Source organism: Pedobacter sp. (assembly GCF_965279535.1).
In the GTDB taxonomy this organism is placed as follows: Bacteria; Bacteroidota; Bacteroidia; order Sphingobacteriales; family Sphingobacteriaceae; genus Pedobacter.
In genome coordinates this window covers 5,429,454-5,453,796 of record NZ_OZ257244.1, presented here as the reverse complement: position 1 = coordinate 5,453,796, position 24,343 = coordinate 5,429,454, and the positions used below count along the sequence as shown (strand labels likewise).

General features: G+C 39.4%; 18 protein-coding genes. 8 read left to right on the top strand and 10 right to left on the bottom strand.

The features are described 5' to 3' along the window. Positions 1-616: 616 nt before the first annotated feature. The 4 genes from ACQY77_RS22535 to ACQY77_RS22520 form a co-directional block, all read right to left on the bottom strand. On the bottom strand, positions 617-1,693 hold the full coding sequence (locus tag ACQY77_RS22535) for a phytase (RefSeq protein WP_421940062.1): 1,077 nt from the start codon (positions 1,691-1,693) through the stop codon (positions 617-619). Position 1,694: 1 nt separating this feature from the next. Continuing rightward, positions 1,695-2,954: a right-handed parallel beta-helix repeat-containing protein gene (locus ACQY77_RS22530; protein WP_421940063.1), complete on the bottom strand. Its 1,260-nt coding sequence runs from the start codon at positions 2,952-2,954 to the stop codon at positions 1,695-1,697. Positions 2,955-2,978: 24 nt separating this feature from the next. After that, a complete protein-coding gene (locus tag ACQY77_RS22525; RefSeq protein WP_421940064.1) occupies positions 2,979-5,756 on the bottom strand; it encodes a TonB-dependent receptor domain-containing protein in 2,778 nt (925 codons plus the stop codon). A 264-nt stretch (positions 5,757-6,020) separates the two neighbouring features. Continuing rightward, positions 6,021-7,625: a tetratricopeptide repeat protein gene (locus tag ACQY77_RS22520; protein ID WP_421940065.1), complete on the bottom strand. Its 1,605-nt coding sequence runs from the start codon at positions 7,623-7,625 to the stop codon at positions 6,021-6,023. A 266-nt stretch (positions 7,626-7,891) separates the two neighbouring features. Between ACQY77_RS22520 and ACQY77_RS22515 the strand changes: the two genes are divergently transcribed. After that, positions 7,892-9,127 (top strand): helix-turn-helix domain-containing protein, encoded by a 1,236-nt coding sequence (locus ACQY77_RS22515; RefSeq protein ID WP_421940066.1) that lies wholly within the window; start codon positions 7,892-7,894, stop codon positions 9,125-9,127. A 261-nt stretch (positions 9,128-9,388) separates the two neighbouring features. After that, positions 9,389-10,060, top strand: a complete 672-nt coding sequence (locus ACQY77_RS22510; RefSeq protein ID WP_421940067.1) for a Crp/Fnr family transcriptional regulator — start codon at positions 9,389-9,391, stop codon at positions 10,058-10,060. A gap of 2 nt (positions 10,061-10,062) precedes the next feature. Here the strand turns inward: ACQY77_RS22510 and ACQY77_RS22505 are convergent, their stop codons facing one another. Together ACQY77_RS22505 and ACQY77_RS22500 are read right to left on the bottom strand one after the other, a co-directional pair. After that, positions 10,063-10,956, bottom strand: coding sequence for an ATP-grasp domain-containing protein (locus ACQY77_RS22505; protein ID WP_421940068.1), 894 nt, complete (start codon positions 10,954-10,956; stop codon positions 10,063-10,065). A gap of 32 nt (positions 10,957-10,988) precedes the next feature. After that, complete coding sequence (locus ACQY77_RS22500) at positions 10,989-11,474, bottom strand: hypothetical protein (protein WP_421940069.1); 486 nt, start codon at positions 11,472-11,474, stop codon at positions 10,989-10,991. Positions 11,475-11,861: 387 nt separating this feature from the next. On the opposite strand from ACQY77_RS22500, the gene ACQY77_RS22495 reads away from it, so the two are divergent. Continuing rightward, a complete protein-coding gene (locus ACQY77_RS22495; RefSeq protein WP_421940070.1) occupies positions 11,862-13,946 on the top strand; it encodes a hypothetical protein in 2,085 nt (694 codons plus the stop codon). A 61-nt stretch (positions 13,947-14,007) separates the two neighbouring features. Here the strand turns inward: ACQY77_RS22495 and ACQY77_RS22490 are convergent, their stop codons facing one another. The 3 genes from ACQY77_RS22490 to ACQY77_RS22480 all read right to left on the bottom strand — a co-directional run bounded on the left by ACQY77_RS22490 (position 14,008) and on the right by ACQY77_RS22480 (position 16,738). Continuing rightward, on the bottom strand, positions 14,008-14,997 hold the full coding sequence (locus ACQY77_RS22490) for a YncE family protein (RefSeq protein ID WP_421940071.1): 990 nt from the start codon (positions 14,995-14,997) through the stop codon (positions 14,008-14,010). Positions 14,998-15,034: 37 nt separating this feature from the next. Next, on the bottom strand, positions 15,035-15,331 hold the full coding sequence (locus ACQY77_RS22485) for a DUF3861 domain-containing protein (RefSeq protein WP_421940072.1): 297 nt from the start codon (positions 15,329-15,331) through the stop codon (positions 15,035-15,037). A 135-nt stretch (positions 15,332-15,466) separates the two neighbouring features. Continuing rightward, complete coding sequence (locus ACQY77_RS22480) at positions 15,467-16,738, bottom strand: multidrug effflux MFS transporter (protein WP_421940073.1); 1,272 nt, start codon at positions 16,736-16,738, stop codon at positions 15,467-15,469. A gap of 110 nt (positions 16,739-16,848) precedes the next feature. Here ACQY77_RS22480 and ACQY77_RS22475 point away from each other — a divergent pair, with 110 nt between their 5' ends. The 5 genes from ACQY77_RS22475 to ACQY77_RS22455 all read left to right on the top strand — a co-directional run bounded on the left by ACQY77_RS22475 (position 16,849) and on the right by ACQY77_RS22455 (position 21,471). After that, positions 16,849-17,754 (top strand): helix-turn-helix domain-containing protein, encoded by a 906-nt coding sequence (locus tag ACQY77_RS22475; RefSeq protein WP_421940074.1) that lies wholly within the window; start codon positions 16,849-16,851, stop codon positions 17,752-17,754. A gap of 71 nt (positions 17,755-17,825) precedes the next feature. Further along, positions 17,826-18,530, top strand: coding sequence for a 5-oxoprolinase subunit PxpB (gene pxpB, locus ACQY77_RS22470; protein ID WP_421940075.1), 705 nt, complete (start codon positions 17,826-17,828; stop codon positions 18,528-18,530). A 3-nt stretch (positions 18,531-18,533) separates the two neighbouring features. Continuing rightward, the gene (locus ACQY77_RS22465; RefSeq protein ID WP_421940076.1) at positions 18,534-19,532 is read left to right on the top strand and encodes a biotin-dependent carboxyltransferase family protein; all 999 of its coding nucleotides are present in this window, start codon (positions 18,534-18,536) and stop codon (positions 19,530-19,532) included. Further along, complete coding sequence (locus ACQY77_RS22460) at positions 19,529-20,293, top strand: LamB/YcsF family protein (RefSeq protein ID WP_421940077.1); 765 nt, start codon at positions 19,529-19,531, stop codon at positions 20,291-20,293. The genes ACQY77_RS22465 and ACQY77_RS22460 overlap by 4 nt, the downstream gene beginning before the upstream one ends. Next, the gene (locus ACQY77_RS22455; RefSeq protein ID WP_421940078.1) at positions 20,290-21,471 is read left to right on the top strand and encodes an NRAMP family divalent metal transporter; all 1,182 of its coding nucleotides are present in this window, start codon (positions 20,290-20,292) and stop codon (positions 21,469-21,471) included. Before ACQY77_RS22460 ends, ACQY77_RS22455 begins: the two co-directional genes overlap by 4 nt. 39 nt (positions 21,472-21,510) lie before the next feature. On the opposite strand, the gene ACQY77_RS22450 is transcribed toward ACQY77_RS22455, so the two are convergent. Further along, positions 21,511-24,060 carry a BamA/TamA family outer membrane protein gene (locus tag ACQY77_RS22450; protein WP_421940079.1) on the bottom strand — a complete coding sequence of 850 codons (2,550 nt, stop codon included), beginning with the start codon at positions 24,058-24,060 and terminating at the stop codon, positions 21,511-21,513. Positions 24,061-24,343 lie beyond the last annotated feature (283 nt).

Genomic DNA, 24,343 nt, shown 5'->3' with positions numbered 1-24,343 from the left:
TTAATGGTGGTGAATTAATTAGAGTAATAAACCTAAACTAGTGGTGGTGATTAGTTAGGTGGTTCCTGATACCCCGGCAACTTATTGGCTAAAATACATGACCACCATAATATTCTCTCAACTTGTCCCGGGGTACCAGGATCTTCAAAATAAGAATATTGAAGAGAGACCTTAAATAAGGGGTGACCTATATTTTAGCTTATAATTAGCGGCAACAGCAGTTGTACCTACCTGATAAAGACATCAGAAAAGTGAGCTGTGGTTGTCTGCGGGATTTCATATCGAACGTATATTTTGCTAGTGAATGATTATTATTTTTTTTGTAAAAATATAAACTTCAAACAAATTAAACAAGTAATTCTATAGAATTAGTAGACTTATTTATTAAACAACTGATTTACTGATCATTAATTTTAAATTTTATCGTTTTATTAGTTAAACGAGTCTTCATTTTAACACGAATGGTTGAGGTATTCACCGAGCAGGTTACAACTCCCCTCCTTTTTTCGAGGAGGGGGTGCATAGGTTTAGCGTGATGGAGGGGGTGGTTATATCTGCCCGTCAGTGATGCCACCAACAGGTAGATGAAATGGTCCGTGAGCCACGGACCGTGGGCTTAAGGATTAACGGTTAGCTGTTTGCCAGCAATGTCTTCCCAACGGTAAAAATGAAAAGTCTTGTCATCACTCATGGCTACCAATAAACCATGCTTAAAATCTGAATTTAATGGGACTGAAACGACATCGATACCATCGGTTTGATTTGCGGAATATTTGATGGTAGCCAAAAGTGGATGAGGATTTGCAACATTTGCCTGCCCTACCCGATCGTAAACTTTTAACTGCTGCGCACCTTGATCGGACACTAAGATATAACCTTTGTTTCCTGCCGTTTTATAAATCGCAATCCCTTCATTATCAACTGAAAAATCTCCCTTTCCAAATAAAGCCAGTTCTTCATTTCCTTTTGTAGGATCTGCATAATACTTACGAACGCCTACCTGCTCATCACAATAGTAAACAAAACCTAATTCATTATCTACAGCAATGGCTTCAATTTCCTTTTTGCCACTGTACTTGCCGAATTTACGTACCAGTTCTGCTTTCACATTTTCTTTTCCATCATCTGTTAAAGCATATTGCCATAAGTAGCCCCCTTCTTTAGGTCCACTTTTACGGCCAACTATAGCGTAAACCTTTCCTGTAGGATCTGTATACATCGCTATCCCCATTAAGTCGCGATACTCTACCCCTGTTTCACCAACAAAAACCGGAATGCCACCCTTATCTACAGGCTTCATCTCCGGAAGGGAAAATATCCTTAATTTATGCGTGTAGCGCTCTGTGGTAACTGCAATATCTGTTTTTTTGCCACCAAGTAGTAAGCCATATGCGATATCGACATTATCGGGTCTTTTTAATCCTTTAATCGTTTTATTTTTAATGATCTTCCCTTTAAGATCAAATACATACAAACCGCCGTTTGTATCTTTATCGGTACCAATCACCAAAGATTGAGCAGCGTTTTGTGGATTGATCCAAATGGCAGGGTCATCTGTATCAAAATCTACAGGTTCTGATATATAAAGTGGTTTTACCACACTGGCATTTTCCTGTATTTTACCTCCATTACATGAAATGGTAAGGCATATAACCGCTAATGCGGCAAAATTTAAGATGTATTTATAGTTCATTTTATATTTTAGTTCCGTATGCACCAATAAAAGTTGATGGCTGAGGTGAGGTATAAGTTAGGCCATTTTTCATTATAATTCCGGCCTGATGGTGACGGGTAAAGTTGGTAACTCCTTTACCTAATGCCGGTGAGTTACCTTGCAAATGGAAGTCCCAGGCGATGTTAAAATCAGCATTGCTTACTGCTGTATTCAGGGGATAATTTACAAATTTCGGGTCGTTTGCACCTGCAACATTACTGATTACATCATTTTTACCACCCACAATGTCTCCGGTAGATTGAAACTGATTTACCGTAGTTTGATCATAACCATAATACCAGTTGTTGCTGTAAGCTGAACGGCTATCTTCCGGCTTCTTTGGATCCCTTTTTATCCCAAAACGTGTATTGGCAAAAAGATTATTGTATAAATCTGCCCGAACAGTACTTTCTAACCATACGGATCCTCCCTTTGCAGTGGGCCTTCTCCAACCGGTATTCACCATCGTATTGTTGTAGGCAATGATGTAAGTTTGAGGCGTTTTGTCTCCACTGTTAGATAATTTTAGGGCATTTGTATTGGTACTGTAAACCAAATTGTAGGCGATATCTGCCAAACATCCCGATTTGAAGTTCATCGCCTCTCCTCCGGTTACTCCGGTGGTATAAAAAACATTATTGGCAAAAATAATCTTTCCACCTTCGATATACGTACAGTCTTCCTGAAAATTCCTGATGATACTGTTTTGTACCACTAATCTGCCACTGGCATTGGCGAACCAAAGTGCAGGTAAATTCTCTCCGGCAACAGCTTTATAAAGGCCCATTTTAACTGATGTTGAAGCATCGGAAGTAGTAGAGCCACCATATTCTAAGATGGCGTGATCCAGTACCAATTCTTCGCAGGTTGGCCCGGCTAAAATGCCTCCCCAAAGCTTTCCAAATTTCTTTGCCGGGGTTTTATAAAATTCATTCACGGTAAATTTAATTGGGTTTTCGGCCGTTCCCAAGGCATAAAGATTTCCTTTCACAATAATTTCAGGCTTGGCAAGTGTATCCATCAAAATGGTTACTCCCTCCTCAATGGTTAATGACTTTCCTTGAGGAATTACAATATCCCCTTTAATTACCTGTGTACTTCCCTTTGCCCATACACCAGAAACTTCGCCTATGGCAGCTCCATCAACGGTGCTGGTATCTACATCTATATTAGCCTTTTCACACCCCGTTAGTACGAACAAGAAAAGAATAATTAAACTAAAAAACTGTCTCGTTTTCATGTCTTTACTTTTTTAAAATTTTAATTAATTGAATTTATATCTGAAGCCTAGTAGATAATTCTGACCATAATAATCGTTTCTAATCAGCGTGCGACTGTCTTTTACCAAATCTTCTTTGATTTTATCGTTCTCCGGATTGATACCTTTTATAAATAGTTTCGTTGGCGTATTCAAAATATTATTGGCTTTGATAAAGATGCTTATGCCGCTTTTAAAGCGCTTTTCGGCAGAAGCGTCCATTTGAATGAAGCCTTCCTGCCATAAATCATTATTTAAAAACTGAGAAACTGTATTAATCCTTGGGCCTGTGTACGCTCCTGCTACCTGAATATCAAGTCCTTTTTTGGTATCCTTGAAAAGTAAAGATAAATTGGCAATATGAGCTGATTGCCCATAAAGCGGACGTTCCTGATCAACCGACAGCGCCTGGATGTCTCCTGTTGCAGGGTTTATAATTCTGGTGGTTTTTGGTGTAGTAATGCGCGAATGGGTGTAGGTATAATTCGCCTTAATGCCAATTTTATTGAAATATTTAATGTAATCTACTTCAGCACCGTAGTTTTTCGCGGTACCAAAATTGCCAGGTGTATAGTAAATATCCTGTCCACGTGTAGCATCTGCCTGGAAAGTGTATTCGATAGGATCATTAATTCTTTTATAGAAAGCGCCTATTAAAAGTTGTTCAGAAACACCTGGAAAAAGTTCGTACCTCAAATCAAAATTATCGGCGAGGGCGCGTTTCAGATTTGGATTTCCACGTTCCTGAAATTCTTCATTAACCACTTTTCCGGGTACAATTTCATAAAATCCCGGACGGTTAAGCGCTCGGTAATAGGAAGCATGTAATTGTGCTTTATCAGTTAAAAAATACTTAGCCGTTAAACCTGGCAAAACATCGGTATAAACCTGCTTGCCATTTGGTGTTGTTTCTCCCGCCGGAAAAAGCAAATTATATCCCTGATTGGTATGCTCTACGCGAAGCCCGCCAATTACTTCAAGTTTGGTCGCATTATACTTAAACATACCATAACCCGCAGCAATCTTTTCCACAGCATCATAGGTTAAAGGATTAGCTACTGCCCCTGTAGGATTGGTAACTACTAAATTTAAATCAGTATAACTTTGAAAATCAACTCCGTAAATATCATTTGCATCTGCAGCACCTGGTGCTAAAGTATAATTGTTAAAGAAACTGCTTCTTTGTTTATCACGGTATAAGCCACCAGCCATTAAATCCAGTTTATCTTTTCCAATCGCCATGCGATAAGTAAGGTCTAAATAGCCTGCCAAATCCTCATCGGTATTGCGCTCCCATCTCCTGTTTACAGGCGAAGTATTGACTAAGCTGGTTTGTTTACGCTGAAAATTTTGCTCAACACCATTCAGGCTGATGCCGGTATTTTCTGGAACGTCGTTTTTAGCAGATGAATATACAGCCGACCACTGAACTTTAAATTTCTCATCGAAAAAATTATGATCGCCATGCAAAGTGCTGTTGTAAATCTGCTGTTCGGTTAAGCGACTACGCGTGTTGTAAACCAACTCTGCATTCCCTAACACAGGATTATAAACACCATTATAGGTAGTGGTTACTGCATCCCTGAGCTGCTGATTCTTTAAGTTAACATAAACATTGTACAGACTGATTTGATGGTTCTTGTTAAGAACATAATCAATTTTACCATGTAAACCTGTACGTTGCTGCTGCTCTGAAAATTTCCGATACATTTTATTGGTAATTACAGCAAAGGCATCTGTTCCGTTAACTGCAGTATTGTAAAAAGTACTGTTGCTCCCCCGGTAAGTATTTTGATAGCTTCCGGCTAATACTACACCTAACCTGTTAGCTAAAAACCGTTGACTGATTGATAGGCTTCCGATTAAATTAGGGGCTGGCTTTTTATATTGATAATCAAGTGTTCCAGGTGTAAAATCATTCTGGGCTGCATTATAGTTCTTTCCATTGATTTCATAAGGAGATTTATAGTTGATTCCTGATGATTTAAAGCTGGCAAAGCTTCGGTCAAAAAACAACTGGTTATAACCTGAAGATAAATTTGCATTCAGCTGAAATCGCCCGGGAGCATTTTTCATCACCATGTTAACTGCTCCACCTATTGCATCACCTTCCAAGTTTGGGGTAAGCGTTTTATAAACTTCTAAACGATCTAATAAATCGGAAGGAAAAAGATCTAAGGGTACATAACGGTACTTGTTATCCGGACTGGGAATTTTCACCCCATTAACCAAGGTATAATTGTAGCGTTTATCCATGCCTCTCAGAATGGCGTATTGCCCATCACCGTTGCTGTTGCGTTCTATCGAAACACCCGAAACCCTTTGCATCACATTGGCTACCGTGAGGTCAGGGGAAATTTCGATTGATCTTCCTGAAACAATATTCATCAACTGGGTAGCATTTTTTTCCAGCCTGCGTGCTCCCTGATCAGTAGAACTTACTGCATTGGATTTTATGGTTACGTCATCAAGGCTTTTGGCGTCAGTTTCCAGGTAAAACTTTAAATGATCGTTATCCTCTTTCTCTACTACAATGGTTTTAGAGATTGTTTTGTAGGTAATATAGCTCACACTTACTGTCGCCCTCCCTACGTTTACCCCTTTAAATTCAAAGGTTCCATCTAAACCTGTATTGGTTATCCGCCTTGGGTTTTCCAAGATCACTGTGGCACCAACTATGGCTTCACCGGTTTGCCTGTCATAAACACGACCTTTTATTTTTGCTGCACTGGCTGTGCCTGCATAAAAAAGAAGTAAAAACAGAATTTGTAAAAGTTTGTTCATTGCGTTTGGTAATGTCTTTTTATTTATCGACGCCGCAAAGGTGTGTACACAATTCCATTGAAATGAAATGCTGAGGGTTACATAAAGGCAACAGCGTTACCATATGCATATACCAAAAGGCAACACAAACATTTAAAATACTGATTACCAAGAATATAATAAATCACAAAAACGCCGTTATCCTTTTATTACCGTTACATTAACAAATTGTTAAGGGGGTAAAATCCCTTAAAAAAAGTAAATTTACTCCGCCTGATGTAACGCTTACAAGGTTTGAATAAAGGCAGACAGGTTATCACCTTGCACAAGATTAAGCTTTTTACGAAGTCTGTATCTGGACACTCTTAAACTATCTGTAGAAATACCAAGTAAAGTTGCTATATCTGAAGAATCCAGATTCATTTTTAGTAAGGTAATGAGGCGCATATCTGCCGAAGTTAATTCCTGACTAAATTTTTTGAGGTTTTCTAAAAACTGATGATGTACCTGTTCAAATGCCAAAGTAAATTCTTTCCAATTGCGTTCGTGGTTAAAGCTTTGATTAATCTCTGTTAATATTTGATTCATCTGCTTCTTCTGATCGCGTTTATCATCCTTCACCATAGCCTGAAGTGTATTTCTCAGACTTTCGAGAAACTGATTATGTTTAATGAGATTAAGTGTATGTGTGGATAGCGCTCTACTTTTAACTTCCAGAAGTTGCTTTAAACTCAGCTCTTCTAACTGAAGGTTTTTAAGCGCCAAACGGGTCATATCATATTCAATATCTTTCTGTTTGGCCAGCATTTGCTGATCTTTTAGTTTTAAACGTTGCCTGCTGAAAATAACGAAGCCCAACAGCACAAGTAACAGGATCACCAGCGTTGCCGAAAAAACAATAATCCCGTTTATTTTTCTGTCGCTCTGCAATTTGCTAATTTCATTGCTCTTTTTATTTATATCGTACAATACCTGAAGGAAAGCAGCTTGTTTAGCCCCGTCTTCCGAGTAGAGGTCTAATGTATATTTATACCCTAGCTTAATATAATGGTATGCACTATCCATCCTGTTCATCAATTCATAAGCCTTACCTAGATCCCTGCAACAGGAAGCTAACTGGTAAATGTTTCCCAACTTACGGGCCAGTTTCATAGCAAGCCGTGTTTTTATAATACTTTCCGGATAGTGTCGCGTTTTTCGAAGTATATCACCCAGGTTATTGATCACCTCTATGCTGGCAAGATCATTTTTATCCTGCTGATACAATGCCAATGAACGTTGGAAGTTAAGCTGGGCAGCGTCAAATTTTTCTAAATCTTCATAAATACTGCCTAAATTCTCATATATTTTTGCTGCTGCCCTGTAATCATTATTTTGTTGATAGATTTTTAACGCCAGGTTCTGGTAGTAAAATGCACTGTCATATTGTTGTTTCTTCTCATAAAGCTGGCCAATATGCCCATAAACATTTGCAGTCCCACTTAAATTATTGTTCTTTTTATAAATATGGAAAGCTGCACGATAGCTGTTCATGGCCTTCTCATGTTGCTTCATATAATAATATAGAATTCCTACATCGAGGAGATTAGTAGCGATTAGCAAGGGCTTTTTAGCCGAATTGAAAATCTGATCAGCTTTTAAAAAAAAATCCAATGCCTGACTAAAGTGTCCCTGTGCATAACATACTTTACCCATTTGTTGTAAGCATCGACCCTCCAACAGCGGATTATTATCCTCTATTGATTGTGCGTATATTTTTTTTAACCGGACCAAAGATTCGGTGGGATTTTGTTGATGATTAGCCACTATTGATGCGAGCTTCTCTTCCTGAGCATTTAAACTCGAAACAAAAATAATAACCGATAATAAGACACTCAGATATTTAAACATATGAAATTAGCCAGCCAATGATGCAAAGCCATAGCAAAGTAAGTTGATACATGTTAAGTTAAAGTTAAGCGGCTTGTATAGTAAAGATGAGAATACCGGGTATGGAGACTTCGTAAGCAGTTAATTAGCGTATAAGGTATAAGAGCGGTAACTGGCAAACATTTCTTAAGCTCCGTTTGAATTACTTAACTACCAGATGATGATTATCAACAAAACCGAATAGTACTAGGCCTGTTCCATTACAAAGCCCTATCTTAGCTCTTGCTATGCAGTTGTTGAATCTATTGGCGAGTACCAGTTGTCTTTTCTTACTTTTATTTTCCTTTCACTTATTCTTTGCGAAGAAAGGGAATAAGCTGCTTAATGTTTTGCTTTCATTGTTATTTTTTTCGCGGTTTGGGCAAATCCTGATTATTTTTCTGGCTACATCTGCTCAATTGAATGCTACCAGAATTACCTTCCTGGTGTTTACACCCTTTTATTATGCTGCACCGGCATGTTTTTATCTTTACCTCAGCTGTTTTATCGACAATAAAAGCAAGCTTGAGAGCGTACAGTGGCTTCACTTCATACCGGCCTTCCTGGCCCTAATTCACGTACTTCCGTGGCCAGCATTTGTCTCCATAAACTGGGATATCGTTATGAGCCAGCTTGCAGCGGATGGATATTTTTCATTGAAAGAAAGAAGTGGTTTATTTCCGGCAGCGTTTCAATATACATTCAGACCATTTTTAGTGATAATCTATCTCACATTGGCATGGATTAAGCTTCTTCTGCAAAAGCAAAACAATTTGTCAAAAATCACAGATACAGAACGTTATTGGTTATTCTTTTTTGTTAGGATAGCTACTTTTTTTCAAATACTCGGCCTGGTACCTGCAATATTTAAGGCATTGCAAATCCCTTATTCGCTCAACTTTTTCATCATCATAAACTGTTTAGCGTTATTATGCCTGATTTTGTTCATCCTCCATAAACCCAGTATCTTTTATGGTCATTTACTTGTAGCTGTAGATTGGAAAAAGAAAGCGCTTACCAAAGAAGTCCTTGCTGAGCAGCTGGAAGAAAATGACAAGCAAGCTCCTGTTAAAAAAGAAGAACCCGAAAAATCAACTCCAAAGCAGGGGAAAAAAGTTAAAATCCCGGCACCGCTGCTCGAAGCATACGGACAATCGATGAAAGAATTAATGACCAATCAGGAGCTTTATTTATTGCCTGATTTTCAGATTATCGATCTGGCTGCAAAACTCGATATTCCCGTTCACCATTGTTCTTATATCCTTAACAATCACATCGGTAAAAACTTTCGTGATTGGATTAATAGCTATCGTGTAGCCCATTTTCTAAAACAGCACCCTATCAAGGGTGATAAAATAACAATTGAAGCCATTGCATATGAGTCTGGCTTTAAAAGTCTGGCCACATTTTACAATGCCTTTAAAAAGGAAAAAGGATCAATGCCTAGCTATTATCTTAATCAGGAAGCACATATAACTCAATGAGTAAATTTGTAATTGTTACAAGCAAACGTCTACATCAATCATCTCTCATTCAATCATTCAATCATTCAATCACTCAATCATTCAATCATTCAACTATCCGATCATTTTCTCTTCTAACGATTGAATGGTTAGAGGATCAAAGCTGCACTTTATGCTGCTTTTAGCGAATTGAATGTAACTTTACATCGATATCACTATGTTATTATAGGCCTCTCAAATAACGATTTTGATACCAATGCTATCCCTATATTTATTGTCTTAATGCCAGAACTGAAACTTCATTCTCCATTGCTTCCGCTATTTCAATACCTGGAGCAATTTCATCCGTTATCCAAAGCATTTATGGAAGCGCATGAGCAAAATTGTAAACTGATCAAGGTCAGAAAATACAAGTATGTCTTATCTCCTATTGACAATAATGCGTCACTCTATTTTTTAGTTAGTGGAATTGTAAGGGGATTTATAAAGGAAGGAAAAAAAGATATCAGCACCTGGTTTAGCTTCGGAAATGAAGTTATTGGAGCAATCCGCCATCCCATAGAATGTTCCAATCATTCAGTAGAATATATTCAGGCACTTGAAGATTCCATATTAATTTGTATTCCTTACACCTTGATCGAAAATGCGTATGCAATCTTTCCAGAGGCTAACCCGATAGGGAGAAAACTTCTGGCATTGCATTATTATGCGGCCTCAGAAAGATCCATTTTGGCTAGAATCCCAAAGGCTTCAGACCGATACCACAAACTGGAAAGCAGTAACCAGGATTTTGATCGCATTCCTAAGCGTTATCTGGCGAGCTATCTGGGTGTTCGTTTAGAAACTTTAAGCAGAATAAGAACTAAAAATCTGGATCAACACATTCAATCCATTTCAAAAAGAATGGAAACACCAGAACAGGAACAGCTACCCGTTACGGCTGCTTGTGGCTAAGGCTAACCTTTAAGATCTACTGCTGTACTTATTTGTTCAACAAGCGCCTGATAATACCGCTCAACAGCCTGGCTATCGTAAGACAAGTAAAGAAATGGTTCTATGAGTTCAAGTTCCATAAGCAAAAATTTACCGTCAACCATTAATCCATCTACCCTTGCATACAAGGTATTCTGGGCAAAGGTTGAGGCTAAGCTTGTGGCTATTTTAACGTATTCTGGCGCGGGAGAAGCGACCTCAATGGTTCCACCAAAAATTTGCTGTACCCTAAAATCCCCTTCTTTTGGTTTCTTAAGAATAGTATGGCTATAGGTCCCATTAAAGAAAATAAAAGACCATTCACCCTCCTGAATCTGAGGCATTAATGGCTGGAGAATAAAATCGTCCTCGGCTACCAATGCAACTACCTGAGCTTTATCTTCAATAGCCCCTGCCCGGTTTAAAATCAGTGTGTTTTTTGAGCCCCCGCTTATACAAGGCTTAATAATCAGCTGATCACTTCCCAATTGCTCAAAAAATAATGTCAGATCGTTATTCCAACCCTTTTCAATAAATATGGAAGGTATAATATCAAAGCCGGCCGCAGCAACTTCTGCCAGATAATGTTTATCCATGTTCCATCTCACTATCTGATATTCGTTAAGCAAGCGTAAACCTAATGATTCCAGCTTATTTAGCCAGATATTAAACTGTTCAAACTTTTCATGATAGTCCCAGGGTGTTTTAAGCAGGGCGACATCATAATGCTTCCAGTCTACTTTTGGATCATCCCAAACTTCTGCAACAATATCCAGTCCTTTACTTTGTAAAAAAGGTAAAAGGTCTTCATTTTCATTAAAATTATTGGCTGTACCGTATTTCAGTGCTCCACTGTAAGTAATGTAGGCGATTTTCATTAAATGTTGAGTTACCTTTATATTTTCAAATTCTACCACCTAAGGGCAATTCCGTAGTCTTTCTTCTTTTTACCTTTGGTTTTTAAAACAAAATCCTGGCTAAAATTATGGTTATAAACCCTAAATGTAACAGGCCATTCATCTTGCAGCAAGGATACCACATATTTGGAAAAAATTTGTTCAAATGTTTTAAAGCTTACCGGAGCCTTACAAACCACCATAAATTCACTATCAGAACGCATCACCACCTGTTCAATGAGTTTGGGCCAACGCGCCATTATTTCTGCTGGCAATGAATGATAATGCTGTCGATCGATGAATGTTCCTGCTGATGAAACCAATTGATTAGGTAAATTCTCCCCAAGTACTTGTCGCCACTCTCCCCGAAGTTTGGCTATACTCCCCAACAATCTATCTCCTTCAACCAATCTCCAGGGTTCCTGTAATTCAAACTGGATTAGTTGTATTACACGGACAGCTCCATCTGGCGCCTGAAAGAAATGGTCTAACTCGATCATGGGAATGATAATTGGATGAACCACAAAACTAACAATACTCAGTAAATAGCAGAACATGAAGATATCAACATCTTTGTTTCAGGAAATCAGGATTACAGGTTCAACAATCAATGGCTTTAACTTCGTCTCTATCCCCTAAACCTTTAAATCAACATTATAAATTTATCCTATTTAAAGGGATATCTTTCACTGTCAGGTATTATTATCCTTACCAAATATGGTCTTTCCTTTGTACTTTCGGCATATCCAATCGGATTTCTTTAAAAAAGGCCTTTATAATCCAACTAAAAGCTTTTACCTTTTTAAGTTTCCTCACAAAAATTTTGCAATAAGAACCATATAATTCAGGATAATTGCCTTATTTTGGCTGCTTCATCCTAACCAATTATGAAAAAAATCCTCCTTATTTGCGCATTTTTTTGCTGCGTCGACACTTTTGCTCAGGCTCCATTAGTAGATCTTTCTGATGTAAAAAAGAATGGCGCCAATGTGACCATTAATCAAAAATTAATTACTGTAAGCTGGCCAGCAGGCAAAGGCCAAACAGGGAAAATGACCCTTGATTTAAACCAAAAAAATCCTTTATTCAGCAGTATTCAACTGGGTAAAGGTAAAGCGTTTAAAGAAATTACTGCCGGACTGGACCCCGCTTTTGTACTTACTGTGGGCAAACGCACATTGAGTCCAAATAGTGGTGGCTGGGATGTTTTCTTTGATCGGGTACCTAAAAAACCTTATCAGTCATATGCTGTAAACATTGATAAGCGAAGCGCAAAGGTGACCACCAATGGCCAGCAAACTATAGTTCGCATTTCAGGGGCCCATGCCGATCGCTTTGATGGTGCTATCGAGATAACTTATTACAATGGAAGCCCCTTGTTTAACGTGGCAGCTGTTTTATCAACCCATATAGATTCTACAGCCATTCTTTATGACGCCGGATTGGTGAACAAAAAATCGCTTTGGAAATCAATGGCCTGGGCAAACGTTCAGGACGAAATGCAACATGCCACGCCTTCAGCCGGCGACGCGAGTAAAAACATAGAAGTAAAGTATCGCACCATCATTGGAGAAAATCCAAATGGAAGTTTAGCCCTATTCCCTGCGCCACACCAATATTTTTATCCGCTGGATGAGGCATTTAACCTGAAATTTACCTGGTATGGAAAAGATTATCACAATCTGATCCCGGGTTTTGGTATGGGAATCAGGCAAGATCCCTTAGGTGATAACCGGTATGTTCCCTGGTTTAATGCACCTCCGGGAACACAACAACGGCTCAACTTCTTTTGCCTGTTGGAAGAGGGAAATGCTGAAAAAGCCCTTCAGGAAGTAAAGGCCTTCACGCATGGAGATGCTTATAAACCATTGCCAGGTTTCAAAACCATGTCAACACACTTTCATAATGAGTTTACTACGCAGGTAGCACTTTCGGGGAAACCGATCCCTGAAAAACCAGAATTTGTGGATGTATTGAAAAAACATGGCCTTAACATTGTAAAACTCGCTGAATTTCATGGCCCCGGCCATCCTAAAGGACCTGACGGAGAACGACTTAAAGAACTCCAGTCGCTTTTCGAGCAAACCAAACGGTTATCTGATGCGAATTTCCTACTCTTACCAGGAGAAGAGGCCAATAATTTCTACGGTGGACATTGGCTTGCATTTTTCCCTAAACCCGTGTACTGGGTAATGTCTCGAAAAGCGGAAGAACCTTTTGTATCGGAAAATCCAACCTATGGCAAGGTATATCATGTTGGTAATTCGGCCGAAATGCTTAAACTTTTAGAACTGGAAAAAGGTTTGGCCTGGACAGCACATGCACGCACGAAAGGATCTACCGGTTACCCCGATGCGTATAAAGATGAATCATTTTTTAAATCTGAGACTTTTTTAGGCGCCGCCTGGAAAGCCATTCCAGCAGATTTATCTATCCCGACGCTGAGCCAGCGGGTACTGAAATTAGGCGATGATATGGCGAACTGGGGCTTAAAAAAGCATGTCATTTCAGAGGCCGACGTTTTCACCATCACTAACCAGAATGAAATGTATGCCCACCTCAATGTAAATTACCTGGAAATGGACAAGCTCCCTGATTACAGCGAGGGCTGGCAACCAGTTTTGGATGTCATGCGAAAAGGTAGATTCTTTGTTTCGACCGGCGAAGTAGTCATTCCAGCTTTCAGTATTGACGGTAAAAAATCTGGTGAAACATTAAGTTTAAATAAAAGCGGCAAAGTACTGGTTAAAATGCAATTAGACTGGACATTCCCCATGAATTATGCCGAAATTGTTTCGGGAGATGGAACCAAAATCTACAGGGAACGCATCAACCTCAATAACACTCAGGCTTTTGGAAATAAAGTATTCAGCTGGCCTGTAAACCTTACCGGCCGTAAGTGGGTACGTGTAGAAGCCTGGGATATAGCAGCTAACGGCGCATTTACGCAAATGATCTGGCTTCAGCCTTAGTAATATGGGTGATGGGAGAGTGCCTCTCATGAGAGGCACTCTCCCATCACCCATTTCTCTTTTAATTACTTAGAACTCTTACTGCAGCAATCCCATCTGGCCTTCCAATATTCAGATGTTTAATTTCCCTTCTTGTTGCTAAATCTATTACCACAACATAACTGTCAGGTGTACAAGAAATGAACATCCTGTTGGTCTGTTTGTCCATAAAAATGCCAGCTCCCTGACCGATATGGTCCTTTTGCTCTAATTGATGATTCTCCATATTGTAATAAAGCAGGTCACCAGTTTTAACACTAACGATACACACTGTTTTTCCATCTGGGGTAATCTTTAAACGATGTAGCCCTAAAACTTTTGTATCAATCTCTGCCTTTACTTTCTTTTTATCAAGATCTACTATTACAATATGTCCATCAGGCCGCGCGGTCCAAAGCTCTTTCCCATCTGGCGATACATCGAAACCTTCACTTCCTAGTCCTACATTAACCAGTGTTTGTCGCCATTCTAACCGTGGTTTTGCATTCGCAGGCAACACACCTGTTGGAGGCATATAAGGCGGAAGATCTTTTTTTTCGTATATACTTACTGTACCCGATTCTACATTCGTAGTGTAAAAGCATCTACCATCGGGTGTAACATACAGGAGGTGAGTAAAATCCTGCCCTGTTCCAAAAACCTGTTCTACCTGATCTTCTTTAGTATTATAAATAACAACACTTTTAGATCCTTGCGCCGTAAACCACAATTTGTCTTGCTGATACACGATTCCGTGGGGAATATAAAAAGGCTTTGTATCAATTACTTTCTGAGGCTTGAGGGTTTTCAAATCCAGCACATCAATCTCATGTCCATTTCCATTCATTAACGGAATAGAAACATAGGCAAGTGCCCCATCGGTAGTTGTCACTACTTCGTGAGGGTCTTCACCGACAGCAATACTTCCTACCCTATCGAGGGTTTTATAATCCAACACAATCAGCTTCTTCTCTGTTTTCGACAATACCAATAAATAATGTTGTTGTGCAAATGTAAGCTTGCATAAAATCATTAAAGCCAGAATAAGCTTGCACTTCAATAGCCCCATGTTATTTTTTTCCTTTTAGCTTCTTCATAAATTCGCCGAAAGCCGGACGGAATTCTTCAAACAAGGAATGTTCTCTATTCCTCAGCATCACCTCGCTGAAGAGTTTCAAACCAAGTATGAATTCTGTTGTTTCTTCCGGAGTTTCAAAAAGTTCTCTGGCCTTCACCTGCTCAATCAAATCAAGAATGTTATCGTGATTATCAAATTCAAAGGTGATCGATCGATTTGATGACATTCCATCCTTCAGTTCAATCTCGTTTAACTTTATGCTATAGTGATTATTTTTTTTATTGTTCATTGCTTTTATTATTTAATTTTAATTGTCAACTCAAAACTGCAAACTGGCTAACGCCTACTGGTACTGGCTAAATACGATAAAAAAAACGACGTACAGTTCGGTAAATTGTCAGTTTGCGATATTACTTCAGCTTCTTTACAAAGTAACATTCGTAGATATATTTTTTTTATTGCTTTTTTGGGGTAAATAAAGTATTAGAATCGTAATTAAAGAACAACCAAACATTACAGCAGGCATTGTAATCAATGTTCCATGATCCAGAAAGCTGACTAACCAGGAGGCTATTACACCTGCAACCATCTGTATACTGCCAAGTAAAGCCGAAGCTCTTCCCGCAGTCTGAGAGAAAGGTGCTAAACCTAGTGCTGTTGTATTGGGATTAATAAAACCTAACCAAAACAGAAATAAAAAGGTGAGAACAAGTGTGGAAAAGGCAGTCATTAAGCCAACTAGTGGAAAAGTAACCAGGATTAAGCCTGTGATGAAAAGCATCAGTCCGGATAGCTTACAAAGCTTTGAACTACTATGCTTTTTAAGCGCCAGTCTGTTCAACTGACTTCCGGCAATAAGACCACAAGCATTGAAAGCAAAAGCCCATCCATAAGCACTGCTCGAGAACCCAAATTGTTCCATAAAAACAGATGGGGAACCGGCAATATAGGCATACATTCCTGCGTAACTTAAACCTCCAGCCAGGGCATAAATTAAGAAACTTCTATTTTTAAGCACAGCCCAATAACCTGCTGCTATTACATTAATTTTAGTAGATACTTTTGTATCTGCTTCCTTTGTTTCAGGGAATAACCAATTTACAACAATTAACATCAGCAACCCAATCATTCCCATTATACCAAAAACCCAGCGCCAGCCCCATGCACTATTTACAAAACCACCGATGGTAGGTGCAATGATCGGCGCTACTCCCATTACCAATACCAAAATGGAAAGAATCTTCGCGGTTTCATCCGTTGAGAAAACATCACGAACAACTGCCCTTGCCGCCACCATTCCAACACAACCGCCAAGTGCCATTAGTAATCTTGCTGTAACCAGCAAATCTACATTGCCCGAAAATGCACAAATAACAGCTGCCACAACATAAATTTCTAAACCCAATAGTAAAGGCGTTTTTCGACCAAAGCGATCTATTAAAATGCCATAAATTAATTGACCTATACAGAGCCCTGCATAGTAACTGGTTAGCGAATACCCAACTTCAGCTATACTTATATTTAGTGATTTCGCAATTGCCGGAAATGCAGGGAGATACATATCGATCGAAAATGGACTCAATGCAATAAGTGCCCCCAGAATCAAAATAAGTCTTTTCGTACTATCTATTGATTTATCACTCTTCCTCCCTTCTCCAATTTCTCGAATGCCGATCGTTTTATTATTTACTGTCATTATTTTGTTCATATTATTCATCCAAGGAAAATTACTTCTGCAAAACTGAGGAAGATTTGTATCTATTTTCGCTACTTTTACAACATAAAAGGATACAAATCGATCATTTTATGCCAGCTAAACGGAAGATTAAGGGAACAGCAATTATCGACTTCAAAGGATTATATGGAGACAGGATAGCAAGACCTGAAGGCAATTATATCTTCACTGAGTTGATTGAAACCAGAAGCCCTACTTTTGACTGGGATATTAAACCTCATATCCACCCCGGACTAATACAAGTATTTTATATCGAAAAAGGTAAATTCCTGTTTTTTGAAGCCGAAGATAAAATTGCACTGACTGGACCTTGCTTAATCCTTACCCCTCCTACCGCCCTTCATGGCTTTAGCTTTAATGAAAGTATTTCTGGTAGAATTTTGAGTATAGCAGAAACGCATTACTATGATCTGGTTGGAGATGTAGAGACGTTTTTTCCTAAACCTAATCAGATTGTTCGCATTTCTAACTTCTCTGGCCTACATTCCAGCGAGCAAATCAGTTCACTACTGGAAGCTATAGATCTAGAATTATCAGCGCATGAGCAAGGCAAAAACCTAATGTTACGCTCCTATGTACAACAGTTTTTCTTAATTATTCAACGCTTAAAAAATATATCTCCGGGTCAGAACCCAGCGTACAATGAGGCTGCTGTACGATATTATCACAATTTCCAAAGATTACTAAGGGAAAACAAAGACTTTTTAACTGCAAGTAAAATTGCTACAGCTTTAGCAATATCTCCGGTCCACCTCAATCGAATTTGTAAGCTTATCACAAAAAAACCAACAGGACAGCTAATTCAGGAATATTTACTTACCGAGGCTAAAAAATTTTTAACCTACACTGCTTATTCTGTTTCAGAAATAGCATATCTACTTCATTTTGAATATCCAAACTATTTCGCGAGATTTTTTAAAAAGCATATAGGTTTATCCCCCAAAGAATATAGAGATAGTATGAAAGCATCGTTGTAAATTAGGCATACTGATATTTTTTGTTCATCTTGTAAGCTAAAAACAAAATCACGCTAGTATCTGCAAAAGTTATGAATTTAATAACTGATATCTATCCGTTAAATGAAATATCTATTACGATTGTGTTCGGGGATGAAATTAGTTTGAAATTGGCTGATAGAATTGCTGAGTTCAATCAAGCTCTTATTGCAAGTCCTTTTTCAGGCTTTCTTACAACTATACCGGCTTATGCAAGCATCACCGTATATTATGACCCTATCAAGGTTTACCAATCTAACTTAAATGGTAGCTCATGTTTTGATAAAGTTTCCACGTACATTCGAACACTCAAAATAAACACGTCTGAAAAAGTAAAGCAGCCGGATAAGGTAATTATTCCGGTTTATTACGGGGGCAAATTCGGTCCAGATATAGATTTGATTGCCGCTCAGGCAAATCTCAGTACTGCGGAAGTGATCCAAATACATAGTGCTGCTTCCTATAGGGTATACATGATAGGCTTTGTACCTGGCTTTGCCTATATGGGAGGATTGGATAAGCGCCTGTCTACCCCGAGAAGGCAACAACCCCGTGCCAGTGTTCCGGCTGGAGCTGTGGGTATTGCAGGCGAACAAACGGGGATTTATCCGCTCGATATTCCGGGAGGATGGCAAATTATCGGACAAACACCCTTAAAAATTTTTGATGCTAACCGTCCGGAGCCTGCATTATTGAAAGCTGGTGATGAAATTAGGTTTGAACCCATTACTGTTGAACAATTTCGAACCCTATCTTAGCCTATGCAAATCACCCTGTTAAAAGCCGGATTGCTAAGTACTATCCAGGACCTTGGAAGAATTGATTATTTGGCCCAGGCTGTGCCTCTTTCTGGTGCTATGGATACATTATCTGCCAGATTAGCGAACATAGCTATTGGAAATTCACCAACAGACGCCCTGATTGAATTTAGCTACGGAAATGCTTCGTTTATATGCAATACCCCTGTTTTAATCGCTTACGGCGGTAATGGCGCAAAATGGTTCATCAACAATGAAAAATTGCCCTCTCTACGCCCCTTATTTCTTCCTAAAGGAACGGAGGTTACACTAAAAAATTCCGAAAATGGTGCAAGAAGCTACCTGGCAATTGCCGGAGGATGGGATCTTCCCCTGATATTAAATAGCCGAAGTACTTACCTGCCTGCAAATCTGGGCGGTTATCAAGGAAGAAGCTTAAAAAAGGATGATGTACTAAGCAGTTGCAATAAATTAACGGGTGCAGCCGAACGAATACTCAAATCGTTAGAAGGCAATAAAGTTGAATTTCCAAGGTGGGCCATTCATGAAGCATCCTTTAAGGCTTTAAATAAAACTAGTGTTCGCATCATTCGGGGTAGAGAATCTGCCTGGTTTAGTGATAATTCCATGGTTAATTTTCTCAATGAAGCTTTTACCATTAATTTAAACAGCAATAGAATGGGAATACATTTAACAGGTCCGGTAATTAAAAGGCTCCATTCAACCGAGTTGTTGAGCACAGCTGTATGCGCAGGAACCATCCAGGTAACCGGAGATGGAAACATGATTTTGCTGATGGCAGATTCTCAAACTACAGGAGGATATCCCCGAATTGCGCAGGTAGCTATGGTGGATTTACCAATTTGTGCACAATTAAAACCTGGTGACGAAATCCGTTTTACAGAAATTAGCCAAAGTGAGGCCGAGCGTTTATATTTTGAGCGGGAAAAAGATCTTGCTAAATTGGCCCTTGCCATCCAAACTATTGATTTTACGAAATGAAAAGAACCATTGACCTAAACTGCGATTTAGGCGAAGCATTTGGCAACTACCCTATGCCAGCTGATAAATTGCTCATGGATTATATAACATCCGCAAATATTGCCTGTGGCTATCATGCTGGCGACCCTGCTGTGATGCAACAAACAGTTAAAACGGCCATTGAAAAAGGGGTAGCCATTGGAGCACATCCCGGCCTGCCGGATTTACAAGGTTTTGGAAGAAGGGAAATAAAAATTTCAGCAAACGAGGCTTATCAAATCACGTTATATCAAATTGGTGCACTACATGCCTTTGTGAAAGCGGCTAATGGCAAATTAAACCATGTTAAATTGCATGGCGCTTTTTACAATATGGCTGCCAAAGACCTGCAGCTTTCCAATGCTGTTGTGCAAGCCATTTGCGATTTCGATCAGTCACTGATCTTGTATGCCCTATCGGGAAGTAAAATGATCGAGGCAGCAAATCAAGCCGGACTTCAAGCTGCCTCAGAGGTTTTTGCCGATCGCAGTTATCAGGACGATGGTAGCTTAACACCACGAACTGCCGAAAATGCTTTAATCAGCAGTGATGAAATAGCATGGAAACAGGTATTACGTATGGTAAAAGCACAAGAAGTAGTCGCTGTTAGTGGAAAGCCTGTACAGTTAAAAGCAGACACAATCTGTTTACATGGAGATGGTGTACACGCCATTTCTTTTGCAAAAATGATTTCCGAAAAACTTAAAGCTGAAGGTATTATTTTAAAGTCACCAGGCAAATGAAAAAAAAGTACAACTGGAGCGTCCTGATTGGTGCTGCCTTTTTAATGGCATCATCCGCAATCGGACCGGGCTTTTTAACACAAACGGCGGTATTTACAGAACAACTGGGGGCAAGTTTTGCGTTTGTGATTCTCTTATCTATAATTTTGGATGCGATTGCACAACTCAATATCTGGAGAATTATAGCCGTAGCAGATCAGCCTGCCCAGGATATCGCGAATAAAGTTTTCCCTGGTGCAGGATATTTTTTATCTTTTTTAGTTTTCCTGGGTGGGCTCGCTTTTAACATCGGTAATATTGCCGGAGCAGGCTTAGGCCTGAATGTGCTTTTCGGGATAAGTATTGCCCAGGGAGCTGTAATCAGTGCCATCATTGCAATCGGTATTTTTATTTATAAGGAAGCAGGTAAAGCAATGGACACGTTTGCTAAAACCATGGGTTTATTGAAAATTGCCCTCGCTTTATACATTGCCTATGTGAGCAACCCTCCTATTGCTGAAGCAGTTATCCGCTCGGTTAACCCAACACAATTTAGTTTTAGCGCAGTGCTTACCATCGTTGGCGGAACAGTTGGCGGATACATCACCTTCTCTGGTGCACACCGGTTACTGGATGCCAGACAAACCGGAATAGATAATCTCCCTGCAGTAAATAAAGGTGCTTTAAGTGCCATTGGCCTCGCCTCTGTAATGCGATTGCTTTTATTTATTGCTGCCTTAGGCGTAGTAAGTACAGGCGCTAAACTAAATCCTGATAATCCTGCAGCATCGGTCTTCCAACTGGCAAGCGGGCAATTTGGGTACAAGGTATTTGGCTTAGTGATATGGGCTGCTGGAATTTCTTCTGTTGTAGGATCTGCGTACACCTCAATTTCATTTATCAAGAGCTTTCACCCCACGATTTTGAAATATAACAGGGCAATTACGATTGTTTTTATTTTGGTTTCTTGCCTGATCTTTATCTTAATAGGGAAACCTGTTAAAATATTACTGGCTGTAGGCGCTATAAATGGCTTGATTCTTCCCATCGCATTAGGAATTATGCTGATTGCAGCCTACAGATCCAAGATTATATTCCAATACAAACAACCCTTATGGCTTACTATTTCGGGACTAGGCGTTGTTGGAACGATGATTTGGATGGGATATGGAACAATTTTGCAGTTGTTTACTCATTAGCACGAATACGTTTTTGCACTTTAATCATCTTATCAGTACCTAAAACCTAAAACCAAAGTTGATGTAATACAAGGTACTTTCTTCAGAAAAACCAACGGCTCCCTGGATTAAAATCAGGTCTGCCGGAGAGAAATATACACCACCACCATATCCATTATGCCATTTCTGAGAGAATTGGCCAGGGCTCCAAACGCGTCCGATATCATGAAAACCTAAAACTCCGATTTTTCCGGGAAAGAGGTAGGAATTGAAATCGAGTAATTTAAGCCGAACTTCAAGGTTGTTGTAAAACATGGTATTGCCCGTAAAACGCCAGGTATGGTAACCACGAAGGGTTTGTGGCCCACCTACTTTCATTTGTTGAAAGAAGGCCGCACGACCAATAGTAGTACCGAAAGCTGTGCGGTTAGCTACCACCAATACTGAGTCCCGGTCGGGATTGAAGTAACCACTAAACTCCGTAGAGAATTGACCATAGGTATTGTGTTCATCACCAATCTGTTGCACTGCCTTGAGCGAATTTCGCCAAACCACTCCTTTTGTAGGTTGTAAAAGGTTATTACGTGTATCCAGGTTAGCACGCAAAGAAACGCCGGCATACCATTTCACATCAAATACATTTTCTTCAGTATTTAATGCGTTATAATTGTTCAAAAACTTATTACCATTATTGCTCGTTGCACTGTTATAAAACTGAGCATCTATTCCGGCGCTCAGCCTAAATTTCCCAAGGTTGCGACCCAAAGCTACTTCAGCATTTACATAATCGTAACGGTTTCTGAAGTAATCCATCGCATTGTTACCTTCTTTAAAAATACTTTCATTACCGATTCCGAAAAAATTGCTTACGTTATTTGGCCCGTGAGAGCTGATGTTAATGCTCAGATCATTTTTACCTATTGCTTTCTTCCAATCTCCAGCATAGTCTATCAAAAACGAATGCCTTACGGTAGAATATTTTACCAGAAATTCATTTCTGGAAGCGTACGGCGTTTTTCTAAAACCTTGCTTAGTTGTACGGTAGCCCGTAATCAAAGAAATTCCATAATCGTTATTGTAATCTGCCAGCACCACTACTTCAGATCGATCATATACAAAAGCAGTTCGGTTAAAGGTATTTACAGCGCTGTCACCAGACAAGCGGACTTTTGCTTCCCGATTGGAAGGAAGGATATTTTCCTGATCTTCGCGCTCATAAACATATAAATTACTTTTATTTTTCAGTTCCGGATCTATTTTGAAGCGATCTGATCCCGGCCCGCCAATCATCCTTATTTTTATAGGAGATGGAGTTATGCCTGATACTTCAAAACCATCCTTTCCTTCAAAACCGTAAAGTCTGACTTCTTTGGTTACACTCGGATCAAAAACACGCTGATAAATTGTACCATCTAATGCGCCATCCTTTTTGGTTTTTTGGATTTCAATAGCAACACTTCCATCTCCCTGATTACTGATTACAAAACGTTCATGTTTATCGCTTGCAGTCACATCAACATAGATAGAAATAAATCGATAATAGCTTAAAGCCTGTTTTTTTAAGTTATTTCGCCTGGCGATAAAGATCTCAGCAAGTTCCTTTCCTGATATCCGGTAAATTTCAGGAGGCATAGACTGCATTGCCCGCCTGATCACCTCATCAGTTAGCTGCTGCTGAACAAAATCAATTTGAGCCACCCAGTCTGCCTCAGATAATCCGTTTAAAAAGAACCTGTCGAAATAGCGTGCGTTAAAATTCCAGCCATTAACGTCTCTGATTTCTGTTTTATATGGCTGAAATTTCGACTTCAACCATTGGTGGGAAACTATCCAGGGAAATACTCCCGAAGTACGGTAATATACCTGATCCCGATCCCTCGGAACAGGGGTATAAATGGTTTTTCCATTCGTTTTAACTTTATCCCAGCGCCATTGATCTTCGTGGCGGTCCCAATCCCCGATTAGCATATCCAGCAACCTCGCCCGAAGTACAATTTTCTGATCAATTGACACATCATTATCTTCTTTCAACTTTGCAATAACCTTTTCCGTGTTATCAGTTTTGATAGAATTTTCTGGTTCCCGCTCTTCAAAAAGGTAAACCCGATTGGCAAAGTCCTTTCTATATTCTCCAAGGCCGGGATCGTCAGCAACGTAAACAATTTGTGGATTGGAATGAGGTATTTGAATTGCTGAGGCTAATTTAGGAACGGTTAGCGCCGAAAATGGATTGGTTGTAGAAACCTGGTCTTGTAAAATATCTTTGGCAATTGTTTTCTTTAATCCAGGTGGCAGCGCCCTTTCCGGATATTTTTGCAAGGTTCTGAGTACCCATGTTCTACCGCTTACATCTACCAGTCGAAGCGATTGCGTTTGCATACCCCCACCTAGCTTAACCACCTGCAACCCTCCCTTTTCTTTCTTAAGGTCGAGTATCTTTAACCAAACGGGGGTGGCCCAGGCTTTTCGATAATTCTCACCAAAAAGAAAACGATGTAAGTTGCTAACCTGATCATACTCAGCCCCTACAGCCACGCGAATGCTATCCGTTTGGCTAAATCCGAATAAAGGTGATGTTAAGAGTAAAAAACTTAGAAACTTCTTAATCAAGATTTTTTTATTCTAAGATAGGAAAATTCGACGAGAGAATACAGATGGGCGGATGGTTGAGTCCGCGGAATTGTAAATGGGTATGAAAAAGCCATCTCCCTGAGTTTTCACAAAAAAAGGTTGTATCATAAACATCGATTGTCATCATGAGCTTGTCGACGGACTTGAAAGCACTATTAGGGCGTTTCGACAACTTATCCCGATTTTGGAATCGGGAGGCTCAACTTGACAGATTTAAATCGAAATTACATTTATGATACAACCTCTTTAATTTATTTAAAAC